Below are 12,853 nucleotides of genomic sequence, written 5' to 3'. Positions count from 1 at the left end.
GGCGCGTCAGCCGCGCCGTGCGCGCAGCGTGGTCACGACCGGGGCCAGGAGCGCGACGCCCGCCGCGAGGCCGGCCGCGACCGCGACCGTGGTGTCGACCAGCGGGCCGTTCGCCCGGCCGTAGGCGATCCACCCCAGTCCCCAGGACATCGCCAGCCCGATGCCGATCGCGACCACCGGTCGCCTCGCCGCGAAGAGCGCGTAGGCGACGGCCAGGACCGCGCCGGCGGCGACGACGAGCACACCCCAGACGGTCGCCCCGAGGACCAGGTCCCCCACGCCCGCGTCGGTGAGGGCGGCGGCGACGTTCGCGAGCGTGGCCACGCTGGCCCAGCCCAGGTAGAGGCCGACCGTGCCGTCGAGGACGAGTGCCTGGGCTCCGCTCGTGGGCGGGGTCCGGACCAGCCGCACGAGGATCACGGCGAGCACCGCGACGAGGACCCCGATCACCACGACGCTCAGGGGCAGGACGCCCGTCTGGACCACACCGATCCAGGCCGCGTTGAGCAGCATCGAGGCCAGGACCCACCAGGACACGGCGCGCAGCCGGGCGTCGGCGGCGTGGCGTGGGAGCGCCTGGTAGACCGCGAAGACCGCGAGCCCCAGGTAGATCAGCGACCAGATCGAGAACGCCGGGCCGTCGGGGGCGACCGGGGTGGCATCGGCCGCGAGGGCCCCTCCCGAGGCGTTCTGCACGGCCTGCCCACCGAACGCGCCGGAGCCGAACGCGGCGCCCACGATCGCGATCACGGCCCCGACGAGGACGGTGACCTGGCGGACCCGGTCGGCGGTCGTGGGGACCGCGACCGGCTGGGACGTGGTGGTGTGTCGGTCGGTGCTCATACCTCCAGGATGCCAACGCTCAGCATGCTGAGCATCTTGGAGGGGCGGTCCTGCGCGCGCGAGACCACCGGCTGCCGACCACGAGCGGCCGGTCGCCCCTGGATCCGCTGGTGCCGCGCGCCTCCGAGGCGCTAGGCTCCGGCGCCAGCGGACCGCATCGGAGCGGTCCCCGTCGTCGGAGAACGCCATGTCCACCACCCTGCGAGCAGCGCTCTCAGTCCTCATGCTCGTCGGCTTCTACGTCCTCGCGCTCGCGATGGTCGTCGGGCTCGGGGCCGCCACCGTGTGGGCGTTCTCGGAGCACGCCGGGCCCGGGGCGGCCAAGCTCGGGTTCCTCACCGTGGTCGTCGCGGTCGGCCTCGTGGTCGCCCTGTGGAAGGTCGCCCGCGCCAAGCCGTCCCCCGAGCCGGGCGTCGTCCTCTCCCCCTCGGACGCTCCCGAGCTGTGGTCGACGGTCCGCGAGCTCGCCGACGCCGCACAGACCCGCGTGCCCGACGAGATCCGCCTGGTCGCCGACGTCAACGCGGCCGTCTCAGAGGAGACCCGCCTCCTCGGTCTGGTCGGCGGCAAGCGCCACCTGTACATCGGCATCCCGCTGCTCCAGGCCATGAACGTCGCGCAGATGCGCTCCATCCTCGGGCACGAGCTCGGCCACTACTCCCAGCAGCACACCCGTCTCGGCGCCATCACCTACCGCGGGCGCTCCGCGATCATGGCGACCGTCCAGCAGCTCTCGGGCAACCTCGTGGGTTGGTTCCTCAAGCAGTACGCCAAGCTCTACGTCCTGGTCTCGGCCGCCGTGAGCCGCCGGCAGGAGCTCGAGGCCGACCAGATCTCGGTGCGTGTCGCCGGACGCTCGACCGCGCAGTCGGCGCTTCGCGAGGTGCCGCTCGTCGACACAGCCTGGACGTTCTACGAGCGCCAGTACATCGGCCTCGGCTGGGAGAACGGGTACGCGCCCACGTCGGCGGACGTGTTCGGCGGCTTCGCCCGCATCCTCGAGGCACGGGACGCCGAGCTCGCGTCGATGCGCGAGGAGACCCCCGACGAGGAGCACTCGCGCTGGGACACCCACCCGGCGATCGGTCTGCGCATCGCGGCCATGGAGAAGATGCCCGAGGGCACGGTCACGGTCGACGACCGGCCGGCCAGCGCGCTCGTGCCCGGCTTCGAGGAGCGCAGCGCGCAGGTGGCCGGACGGGCGCTCGACATCGGCACCCGGACCGCCGTCGACTGGCAGACGCTCACCGAGCGCTCCATGCCCCAGACCGAGCAGCGGCACGCCGACCTCGTGTACCGCGGCGCGGCGCGGGTCGCGGGCCAGGCGTCGGCCGACCTCACGACGGTGCTCGAGCTCGTGCGCACCGGGCGCCTGGTCGCGCTCGTCCGGGAGTTCGTCCCCGAGGTCGCGGAGCCCGACGCCGCCGAGGCGTTCATGCCGTCGATCGAGACCCTGCTCGGGACGGCCGCCGTCCGCAGCGGCGTGGGGACCTGGCGCCTGTCCTGGTCCGGACCTGCCCGGCTCGTCGGACCGGACGGCGAACCGCTCCCGCTCGAGGAGATCGGCCGCCTGGCCCTCGACCCGGCGACGGTCGACGAGGCCGTCTCGCGGCTCTCGGCGCTCGGGATCGACACCGCGCGAGCCGTCCAGGTCAGCACGATGGCCACGGCCCACGGCGCCGAGATCCTCGGCGGCCTGGCGAACGTCAAGGTCGACGGGGCCCAGCACGACGTGCTCGTCCTCGACACCGGGCTCGTCCTGCGCCCGTGCCCCAAGAAGACGGAGGGCGGCAAGAACCGGCTGATCGCCCTGCTGCAGTCCGGTGAGGTCGCGGACGTCGCCGCATCCAACAGGTACCTCGCCTTCGAGGACATCCGCGAGGCCACGATCGTCAAGGCCGGCCCGGTCCGCGCAGACCTCACCCTCCACGACGGCACGGTCGTGCGCGTGCACGAGACCTGGTCCGGCGAGCGCCTCACCAAGGAAAGCGACCAGGCGTTCCTCGCGGGCATCTACCCCTACGTCAAGGACGAGGTCCCGGCGGGCTGACGCCCCGCGCGCCCGCAGAGACGCCGAGTGCGGAGCAGCTGTCGCGGATCCGCGACGACTGCTCCGCACTCAGCGGTCGGGACGGCGGCTCAGGACAGCGGCTGCCGGCCCGCCCACTCGATCAGCGTGGTCCGAGGCCCCGTGAAGAACGGCGTCTCCTCGCGCACGTGGCGGCGCGCCTCGGTGGCCCGCAGCTCGCGCATGAGGTCGACGATGCGGTGCAGCTCGGCGGCCTCGAAGGCCAGGAGCCACTCGTAGTCGCCCAGCGCGAACGAGGCGACCGTGTTGGCGCGCACGTCCGGGTAGTCGCGCGCCGCGAGGCCGTGGTCGCGCAGCATGGTGCGGCGCTCGGCGTCGGGCAGGAGGTACCAGTCGTACGACCGCACGAACGGGTACACGCACAGGTACGCCCCCGGCTCCTCGTTCATGAGGAACGCCGGGACGTGGCCCCGGTTGAACTCGGCCGGGCGGTGCAGCGCCGCGTTGGACCAGACGGGCTCGAGGTGGCGGCCGAGCTCGCTGGCCCGCAGGCGCTGGTAGGCACCCTGGACCGACTCGATGCTGGGGCCGTGCCACCAGACCATGAGGTCGGCGTCCGAGCGCAGGCCACCCACGTCGTACCAGCCGCGGACCACGAGGTCGCCGTCGACGGCCGCCGGGTCGTCGCCGCCGCCCACCGCGGCGAGCGCGGCCTCGACCATCTCGGTGCGCTCGGCGGGGTCGGCCGGCAGGGACTCGGCCAGCGCGAAGACCGACCACATGGTGTAGCGGATCGCGTCGTTGATCTGCTCGTGGTCCACGGGGACGCGGTGCGCGTCGTTCATCGTCGTGCCTCTCTCGGTGCGGGGGCCTCGGGGACGTCGGCGTCCCGAGGGCGGGTCGTGGCGACCGGGGGCCGCCGTGTCGTCGGGGTCAGCGGTGCACGTCGGTGCTGCACAGCGCCGGGATGCCGCTGGGCTCGCCGTCGCGGCGCAGGCAGCAGTCCGGTGCGCACACCGAGCGGAACGGGCCGAGCTCGCCCACGACGGCCTCGGCGAACTTCTCGTCGCGCGCGATGGCCGCACGCTCGAGGACCAGGTCCACCAGGCCCGCCACGAACGGGGCGCGGGTCCCCACGGTCCCGGCACGCACGGCCGTGATGCCCAGGCGCGACGCGGTCTCCATGGCCTCGGTGTCGAGGTCGTACGCGACCTCCATGTGGTCCGACACGAAGCCGATGGGCGAGAGCACGACGTTCGTGACGTCGTCGGCCGCGAGCGACTCGAGGTGGTCGTTGACGTCGGGCTCGAGCCACGGCTGCGCGGGCGGGCCCGAGCGCGAGCAGAACGTGAGGTTCCACTCGACCTCGTGGCCGAGACGCGCCGAGACCTCCTCGGCGACGACGCGGGCCAGGTCGAGGTGCTGGCGCGAGTAGGTCGCGTGCGAGATGCGCGACGCGGCCTCCATGGTCAGCGGGATGGAGTGCGTGACGAACACGAGGCGGGCCTCGGTCACGTCGCCGCCCTTGGCCGCGAGCGCCTCGTAGGCCTCGAGCACGGCGTCGACGTTGGCCTGCGCGAACCCGGGGTGGTTGAAGTACGAGCGCACCTTGTCGAACTGGATGCCGGTCGAGCCGTCGGGGCCGAGCTCACCGCGCGCGTCGAGCGTGAGCGCGAGGTCCTCGCGGTACTGACGGCACCCGGAGTAGGACGAGAAGGCCGAGGTCACGAGGGCCACGACGCGCTCGGCGCCCGCACCGGCGAGCTGCTCGACGGCGTCGCGCGTGTACGGCTCCCAGTTGCGGTTGCCCCACACCACGGGCAGGTCGATCCCGCGCGAGGCGAGCTCCTCCTCGAGCGCGGCCTTGAGGGCCAGGTTCTGCTCGTTGATGGGGCTCTTGCCGCCGAACCCGTAGTAGTGCTCGCCGACCTCCTCGAGGCGCGAGTCGGGGATCCCCTTGCCGACAGTGACGTTGCGCAGGAACGGCACGACGTCCTCGGGCTTGTTGGGCCCTCCGAACGAGTACAGGAGGAGGGCGTCGTAGGGGCGGACTTCTGCGGCAGCGGCAGGAGCGGTGCTGGTCCGTGCACCGGGTCCGGCGGCCGTCGTCTGAGGCGAGAACGAGGGCATGCCTGCCATCATGTCAGGCGTTCCTGGGGGTTCTCGGCCGGAGCCGGACGACCCCGACGTGACATTGACGGGACAGTTCGTCAGAACCGCCGGGAGTGAGGCCCGGCCCGGCCCGTGGCGCGGGAGCGGTGGGACGAGCTGACGCGGGGGCCGCGGCACGGGCCGTTGCGCGAGCCCACGAGATGCGGCGGACGGGGGTCGGGACCACGCGGTGGTCGCCCCGGAACTCCTCGGTCTGCGGGGCGTACCCGCGCTCGAGGTAGGTCCCGATCCCTCACGAGCGCGTGTCCGCGCGGTCAGCGCGAGCGCGCCGCCGTCGGCACCCCGTGCCGCACCCGGCGCCCACGGCTACCCCTTGACCGCTCCCCCGAGCCCCGCCCCCTGCAGGAACGTGCGCTGGAACACGAGGAACAGCAGCACGGGGATGATGGTCGAGATCGCGAGCGCCGCGAGGAACACGCCCTTGTCGGTCGTGGCCGCGATCGCGGGCAGGCGCACCGACAGCGGCTGGATCAGCGGGTCCTTGAGGACCAGGAGCGGCCAGAGGAAGTCCTTCCAGCTCGCGATGATCGCGAACACCGAGACCACGCCAAGGATCGGCTTGGACATGGGCAGCACGATCGACCAGAACAACCGGTAGGGACCCGCGCCGTCGACCCGCGCGGCCTCGAAGACCTCGCGCGGCAGGTTGTCGAAGAACCGCTGCACCAGCAGCACGTTGAACGCGCTCGCGCCCGCGGGCAGCCACACGGCCCAGAAGCTGTTGATGAGCGAGGTGCCCAGGAGCGGCGGGTTCAGGATCGTCAGGTACAGCGGGACGAGCAGCACCACGGCCGGGATGAACATGGTCGACAGCACCGCGGCCTGGATCGCCTTGCCGTAGCGCGGGCGCAGGACCGACAGCGCGTACCCGGCCGTCGTCGCGACGACCATCTGCACGGCCCACGAGCCCAGCGCGAGCCAGATCGTGTTGAAGAAGTACTTGCTGACCTGGACCTCGTTCCACGCCTTGTCGAGGTTGTCCCACGCGATGCCGTTCGGGAAGATCGCCATGGGCGTGCGCAGGATGTCCTGCGTGGGAGTGACCGCGAACTTGGCGAGCAGCAGCATGGGCCCGAGCCCCGCGACGACGAGCAGCACGAGCAGCAGGACGTGCGTACCGCCCATCCCGAACCGCACCGAGGGGCGCCGCCAGTCGGCGGTCGACACGGCGCCGCGGTCGGCCACGGCATCCAGTGCCCGACGGCGGCTCTTGCGCTCGCGTGCCGCGTCGCCCTCGCGTCGGGTCAGCAGGGCCTTCTCGGCGAGCACGGCCATCGAGCCGCCCGCCTGGGCCGAGACCTCCTCGGGCGGGGGGTAGGTCCCGGGGCGGGCTGCGCCGTCGGGCAGGTCGCCGGGCGTGGCCCCCCGCCCCGCGGGGGACGTACCGCCCGAGGCGGCAGGACGGTCTGTGCGCGAGGTCGTCATGAGGTGCTCCAGGACCGGGTCAGGCGGAAGTACAGGGCGGAGAAGGCCGCGAGGGCGAGCGCGAGCATGAGCGACAGGGCCGTCGCTGCGCCGTAGTTGCCGCCCAGGCTGTTCGCGAACGCGTAGTTGTAGATGAGCAGCAGGATCGTGATGGTCGAGTTCGCGGGGCCGCCCCCCGTGAACAGGTACGGCTCGAGGAACACCTGCGCGGTCCCGATGATCTGCAGGATCAGCGTGATGAACAGGACCCCGCGCAGCTGGGGCATGGTCACGTGCCACACCTTGCGCCACACGCCCGCGCCGTCGACCTCGGCCGCGTCGTAGAGCTCGGGCGGGACGCTCGTGAGGGCGGCGAGGTAGATGATGATCGTGCCGCCCGCGCCGGCCCACGTGGCAGCGAGGACGAGCGAGGGCATGGCGGTCGACGCGTCCTGGAGCCACGGGTACGGCCCCAGGCCCACCCAGCCGAGGATCGTGTTGAACACCCCGTGGGGGCCGGCGTCGTAGAAGAACTTCCACAGCAGCACGGCCACGACGGGCGGTACCACGACCGGCAGGTAGGCAAGGGCCGAGTACAGACCCTTGTACCGCCGGACCTCGCTCATCAGCACGGCGGCCACGAGCGGGATCGGATAGCCGAACAGGAGTGCGAGGAACGCGAAGTACGCCGTGTTCTTGACCGCGGTCCACAGCAACGGGTCGGCCAGGACGTACCGGAAGTTGTCGAGCCCCACGAACTGGGTGTCGACGAGGTTCGTCTCCTGCACGCTCATGACGAGCGCGCGCACGATGGGGAACCACGAGAAGACCCCGAAGATCACGATCACGGGCAGCATGAAGATCAGGTTGCTCAGCCCGCCGCCACGCACCCAGGTCGCGGGCGACCGTCGTCGGGCGGGCTTGTCGGCGGGCGCTTCATGGCGTCTGCGCGGTGGTGCACTGGTCGCGGTCACGAGGGGTCCTTCGGGTCAGGGAGAGGAGAAGAGGGTTCCCGGTCGGTCGGAGGGGGCGCCCGCGACCGACCGGGAGGATGGGAGCCGGGCCGCCCGCTCTCACGAGCTCCGGGTGAGCCCCGGCGAGAACAGCGGTGAGGACCGGGAGGTGAGGCGGGGGACGGAGCCGGGCCGTGGCGGGTCTGGCGGGAGGCCGAGGAACGAGGCCGGATGGAAGGCCCGGCCCCGTCCCCCGCGTCACCTCCCCCAGGGACTCACCCCTGGTCGAGCAGCGCCTGTGCCTGCTTGTTCGCGTCCGCCAGCAGCTTGTCGATGTCGGCGTTCTGGTCGGTCAGCACGGCCTGGACGACGGGGTCCATGAGCGCGTAGATCTCCTGCGTCTTCTGCGACGGCTCACCGACGAGGGGCAGGTCGAACATGGTGTCGGTGTACCCGGTCATCTGGTTCAGCGGGACGTTGATGTAGTCCTTGATCCATTCCTGGTTCTCGAGGTACTGCTCCTTGCTGAACATGGGGAGCACGGGCGTGCCGACGGGCTGGTCGCTCGCGACGAGCGTCTGGGCGTCCTTGACGGCGGCGTCCTGGTCGACGAGCTTGTTGAGGTAGAAGAAGTCGATCCACTTGACGGCGGCGGCCTTCTTGTCGTCGGTGGCCTTGGCGGGCATCGCGGCGAGGGTGCCGCCCGTGAGGACGCCGGCGTCGTCGCCGTCGAGCGGGAGCGCGGTCAGCCCGTAGGTCGCGGGGTCGAGCCCGTTGGACTGGACCATCGAGGTGTAGACGTCGGAGCCCGAGGTGTACATGCCGACCTGGCCCGCAGCGAAGGCCTCGTTCATGGTGCCCCAGTCGAGCAGGAAGTTGCTGCCCATGGAGTTGTCCTCCCAGCGCAGGGCCTGCAGGAACTCGAGCGCTTCCTTGGTGCCGTCGTTGTCGAGCGACTCGGTGGCCTTGCCGTCGTCGCCGACCTCCTGGACGCGTCCGCCGCGCGAGTAGGTGTTGACGGTGAGCTGCCAGCCGCCTGTGTTGTTCTGGGTCATCTGGGCGTAGCCGGCGACGCCGGGGTTGGCGTCGGCGATCTTCTTGGCGTACTCGCGGACCTGGTCCCAGGTGGTGGGCGGCGAGTCGGGGTCGAGGCCCGCGGACTCGAACAGGGCCCGGTTGTAGTGGAGGCCGACGCCGTAGACGTTCTTGGCGGGGATCGCGTAGACGTGGCCGTCGGGGCCGGTCCCGGCCTCGATGATCGCCGGGTTGAACTTGTCGGCGTAGGGCAGGGTGCGGAACTGGGTGTCGAGGTCCGCGATCTGCTTGTTCTCGACGAGGGTCTTGGCGTCGGTGAACGGGATCTCGAACACGTCGGGCAGCGTGCCGCCGGCGAGCTGGGCGGCGAACGTGGTCGCCTTCCACTCGTACTCCTCGGGCACGACGTCGATGTCGGGGTTGGCGTCCTCGAACTGCTTGACCTGCTCGTTGAAGGCGTCGATCGCCTCGGGCTCGGAGCCGGGCAGGAGGGAGACGACCTTGAGGGTGGTCTTCCCGTCGGCGGACTCGCCGTCGCCGTCGCCCGAGCCGGAGCTCGAGCAGGCGGCGAGGGCGGTGGCGGTGAGGGCCCCCACGAGGGTGAGGGCGATCGCGCGGCGTGTGGACTTCATTGTCTCTGCTCCTTGTGCGGGCGGGTGCGCTGGGCGGTGCTGCTCAGCACGGTGCGGTGGTGGGTGCGGGTGGGTGGGCTGGTCAGGTCGGGGTGGCGCCGGTCGCGCGGCCCGGCGGGGTGCGCCGGAGCCACGCGGCCGTGTCGGTGGGGAGCTCGACACCTGCGGCGCCGTGCTCCAGGTCGGCGCTCGCGAGGAGCACCTCGTACCCAGCGGGCAGGGGGACGGCGGGGCCGAGGTTGACGACGCACAGCACGTCGCCGCGCGTGAACGCGAGGAGGTCGCCGGTCACGTCGCCCGGGCCGCTGCCGACGAAGACGTCGTCGGCCCAGGCGAAGCCGCCGCGGAACGCGGGGTCGTCGTGGCGCAGCGAGAGGACGCGGCGGTAGAGGCTGAGCATCGACGCGTCGTCGCCCGCCTGCGCCTCGACCGACAGGTCGCCCCACCCGGCCGGCTGGGGCAGCCAGGGGTGAGCGCCGCCGTCGGGCCCGAACCCGTGGCTGCTCCCGCCGCGCGCCCACGGCAGGGGGACGCGGCAGCCGTCGCGGCCGGGGTCCACTCCCCCGGACCGGAAGTGCATGGGGTCGTTGATGACGTCGAGCGGGAGGTCCTCGACCTCGGGCAGGCCGAGCTCGTCGCCCTGGTAGACGTACAGCGAGCCGGGCAGCGCGGCGGAGAGCAGGGCGGCCGCCCGTGCCCGACGGCGTCCCGCGGCCAGGTCGGTCGGCGTCCCGAAGCGCTTGGCGCCGAACGAGAACGCGCTGTCCTCGCGGCCGTAGCGCGTCACGGGGCGAGTCACGTCGTGGTTGGACAGGACCCACGTGGCGGGGGCGCCCACGGGGGCGTGCGCGTCGAGCGTCGTCTGGACGGACTCGCGCAGCGACTTGGCGTCCCAGGGGCGGGCCATGAAGTCGAAGTTGAACGCGGTGTGCATCTCGTCGGGGCGCAGGTACTGCGCGAACCGGGCGCGGTCGGCGAGCCAGACCTCGCCCACCAGGACGCGCGGCTCGTCGTAGGACTCGGCGACGGTACGCCAGCCGCGGTAGATGTCGTGGATCTCGTCGCGGTCGACGTGGGGGTGCTCGCCCGGGCCGGGGTGGGCCGGGACCTCGGGGAGCGTCGCGTCCTTGACGAGCAGGGCCGCGGAGTCGATGCGGATGCCCGCGGCGCCACGGTCGAACCAGAACCGCAGGATGTCCTCGTGCTCGCGCCGGACGTCGGGGTGGTTCCAGTTGAGGTCCGGCTGCTCGGGCGTGAACAGGTGCAGGTACCACTCGCCGGGCGTGCCGTCGGGGTTCGTGGTGCGGGTCCAGGTGGTGCCCTGGAAGTCGGAGACCCAGTGCGTGGGCATCTCGTCGCCGCCCGGGCCCTTGCCGGGGTGGAACCAGAAACGCTCGCGCTCGGGCGAGCCGGGGCCCGCGTCGAGCGCGGCCTGGAACCAGCGGTGCGCGGCCGAGACGTGGTTGGGCACCACGTCGACGATCGTGCGGATGCCCAGCTCGCGGGCCTCGGCGATGAGCTGCTCGGCCTCGCTGAGGGTGCCGAACTGCGGGTCGATCTCGCGGTAGTCCGCGACGTCGTAGCCGCCGTCGGCGAGCGGGGACAGGTACCAGGGGGTGAACCAGATCGCGTCGACGCCCAGGTCGCGCAGGTACGGCAGACGCTGCCGCACGCCGGCCAGGTCGCCTGTGCCGTCGCCGTCGCCGTCCGCGAAGCTGCGTACGTACACCTGGTAGATGACCGCGTCCCGCCACCAGGTGGGGTCGGCCGTCGTTCGGGTCGAGTCGTCCTCGCGCACCGTGTCCTCGTCTTCCGTCCGTCCCGTTCAGCGATGAACGGGTGCTCTGCGTCGAGCGCGGCGTCCCGGGTGGGCGGGCCGCTGGACTCCTGATCCGTGGATCCGGCGTCTTGGGCATCAACGTAATCACTCGACAGCAATCGCGCAAGAACTCGACAGTAGCGTTATCGAAACGCGACCTTTGGCGGTGGGTAGGACGACTCCCGGGCAGCGCGTCGCTGAGTGCGGAGTTCTTGCGCGACTCGCCGGGTGCGTCGCGCAAGAACTCCGCACTCAGCGAGCAGCTCCGGGCACGACGAAGGGCGCCGCCCCGGGTTCCCCCAGGGCGGCGCCCTCAGTGCCGCTCGACCAGCCGGTGCCGCCCGCCTAGCGCGTGCCGCCCGCCTAGCGCGTGCCGCCCGCCTAGCGGGTACCGCTCGTGTTCAGCGGCGCGGTCGAGGCACGCACCACGAGCTCGGGCTCGAACAGCAGCTCGTCGCGGGACACGTCGGCCCCCGCGATCATGCTCGCGAGCAGGTCCACGGCCGCACGCCCCATGGGCTCGATGGGCTGGCGGACGGTCGTGAGCGCGGGGTCGGTCGAGTTCATGAGCGCCGAGTCGTCGTACCCGACGACCGACACGTCGGTCGGGACCTCACGCCCGGCCCGGCGCACCGCCCGGATCGCGCCGAGCGCGAGCGGGTCGCTCGCGCACACGATCGCGGTCGCACCGGCCTCGAGGAGCCGCACCGAGGCGGCCTGACCGCTCTCGAGCGAGTACTGGCTGTGCTGGACGAGCGCAGGGTCGATCGTGACGCCGTGGCGCGCCGCCAGGGCGTGCGCCGCCGCGAGCTTGCGCTCGGACGGGATGTGGTCGGCGGGGCCGAGCAGGAACCCGATCCGTCGGTGCCCCAGGGACAGGACGTGACCGAGCGCCTGGTTCATGGCGACCACGTCGTCGCACGAGACCCGTGGGAAGTCGAGCGACTCGATCGAGGCGTTCATGAGGACCACGGGCAGGTTGCGCTCGGCCAGGCGCCGGTAGGGCTCGTGGTCGGCCTCGCGCTGGGCGTAGAAGCCGCCCGCGAAGAGCACGCCCGAGACCTGCTGGCCGAGCAGCAGGTCGATGTACTCCGACTCGGTGATGCCGCCCGCGGTGCGCGTGCAGAGCACGGGCGTGAACCCCTGCTGAGCCAGTGCGCCGCCGATGACCTCGGCGAACGCGGGGAAGATGGGGTTGGCGAGCTCGGGGAGGACCAAGCCGACGAGTCGGCCTCGTTCACCGCGCAGCTTGGTGGGGCGCTCGTACCCGAGCACGTCGAGGGCCGTGAGGACGGAGTCGCGCGTCGCCTGGGAGACCCCAGGCTTGCCGTTGAGCACGCGGCTGACCGTGGCCTCGCTGACGCCGACCTTCTTGGCCACCTCGGCAAGTCGTCTGGACATGCTGCTGACTATACGCAGCGCGCAAGCCGCTTGCGTTCACTTGCGCAACCGTGAGCAGCCGCGTCGGCGCCCCTCGGCGCTGTCAGCGCCCCCGCGTCACGGTGTGCCCCGCGTCGACCAGCACGTCCACGGCGGCCTCGACCGAGTCCTCGGGGACCAGCACGAGGTCCGCGTGGAACGTCGAGGCGACGAACACCGCGATGCTCGCGTCGGCGAGCGGCCCGACGATCGCCGCGAGCATGCCCGGCATGCCCAGCCCGTGCGGGTCGCCGTAGAACCCCGCCCAGCGGTCGCCATCGCCACCGAAGGGCGAGGCCTCGCGCAGGACCGTCAGGCCCTCGGGCGCACGCACGAGCGCGACCCACTCGTCGTCGTCCGGGAACGCGGAGTGGGGCTCGTGCGCGAGCGTGAAGAACGAGTCGAGGAGGCGCAGCTTCTGGGCGGGCATGCCCGCGAGCCTAGGGCGCGCCACCGACACGCGGATCACCGCCCCGGCCGTCGTGCAGTGCACAACAACCCGTGTGCGCGGCACACCACGAGCGGCGCGCCGTGGTTAGGCTCGACA

General features: G+C 72.2%; 10 protein-coding genes. 1 reads left to right on the top strand and 9 read right to left on the bottom strand.

The annotated features are described in order from the left end of the window. Positions 1-6: 6 nt before the first annotated feature. Positions 7-843: a tryptophan-rich sensory protein gene (locus ASE27_RS03685; protein ID WP_056645883.1), complete on the bottom strand. Its 837-nt coding sequence runs from the start codon at positions 841-843 to the stop codon at positions 7-9. Positions 844-1,030: 187 nt separating this feature from the next. Here ASE27_RS03685 and ASE27_RS03680 point away from each other — a divergent pair, with 187 nt between their 5' ends. Next, entirely contained in the window at positions 1,031-2,893 is a 1,863-nt protein-coding gene (locus ASE27_RS03680) for a M48 family metalloprotease (RefSeq protein ID WP_082608464.1), read from the top strand. Between the two features lie 89 nt (positions 2,894-2,982). Here the strand turns inward: ASE27_RS03680 and hemQ are convergent, their stop codons facing one another. The 8 genes from hemQ to ASE27_RS03640 all read right to left on the bottom strand — a co-directional run bounded on the left by hemQ (position 2,983) and on the right by ASE27_RS03640 (position 12,736). Continuing rightward, positions 2,983-3,717 (bottom strand): hydrogen peroxide-dependent heme synthase, encoded by a 735-nt coding sequence (hemQ, locus tag ASE27_RS03675; RefSeq protein ID WP_056645880.1) that lies wholly within the window; start codon positions 3,715-3,717, stop codon positions 2,983-2,985. A gap of 88 nt (positions 3,718-3,805) precedes the next feature. Next, positions 3,806-5,002 carry a ferrochelatase gene (locus ASE27_RS03670; protein ID WP_235534453.1) on the bottom strand — a complete coding sequence of 399 codons (1,197 nt, stop codon included), beginning with the start codon at positions 5,000-5,002 and terminating at the stop codon, positions 3,806-3,808. Between the two features lie 348 nt (positions 5,003-5,350). Beyond that, the gene (locus ASE27_RS03665) at positions 5,351-6,319 is read right to left on the bottom strand and encodes a carbohydrate ABC transporter permease (protein ID WP_056646717.1); all 969 of its coding nucleotides are present in this window, start codon (positions 6,317-6,319) and stop codon (positions 5,351-5,353) included. Between the two features lie 146 nt (positions 6,320-6,465). After that, positions 6,466-7,338: a carbohydrate ABC transporter permease gene (locus tag ASE27_RS03660; RefSeq protein ID WP_056645878.1), complete on the bottom strand. Its 873-nt coding sequence runs from the start codon at positions 7,336-7,338 to the stop codon at positions 6,466-6,468. 338 nt (positions 7,339-7,676) lie between these two features. Further along, a complete protein-coding gene (locus ASE27_RS03655; RefSeq protein ID WP_056645877.1) occupies positions 7,677-9,068 on the bottom strand; it encodes an ABC transporter substrate-binding protein in 1,392 nt (463 codons plus the stop codon). 82 nt (positions 9,069-9,150) lie between these two features. Next, complete coding sequence (locus ASE27_RS03650) at positions 9,151-10,866, bottom strand: glycoside hydrolase family 13 protein (protein ID WP_056645874.1); 1,716 nt, start codon at positions 10,864-10,866, stop codon at positions 9,151-9,153. A gap of 402 nt (positions 10,867-11,268) precedes the next feature. Continuing rightward, positions 11,269-12,288: a LacI family DNA-binding transcriptional regulator gene (locus ASE27_RS03645; RefSeq protein WP_056645871.1), complete on the bottom strand. Its 1,020-nt coding sequence runs from the start codon at positions 12,286-12,288 to the stop codon at positions 11,269-11,271. A gap of 82 nt (positions 12,289-12,370) precedes the next feature. Next, positions 12,371-12,736: an ACT domain-containing protein gene (locus tag ASE27_RS03640; protein ID WP_056646714.1), complete on the bottom strand. Its 366-nt coding sequence runs from the start codon at positions 12,734-12,736 to the stop codon at positions 12,371-12,373. Positions 12,737-12,853: the final 117 nt, after the last annotated feature.

It is taken from the genome of Oerskovia sp. Root918 (assembly GCF_001428945.1).
Classification (GTDB): Bacteria; Actinomycetota; Actinomycetes; order Actinomycetales; family Cellulomonadaceae; genus Oerskovia; species Oerskovia enterophila.
Note: the sequence above shows the minus strand (reverse complement) of the source record. Positions and strands in the feature narration are given on the sequence as shown.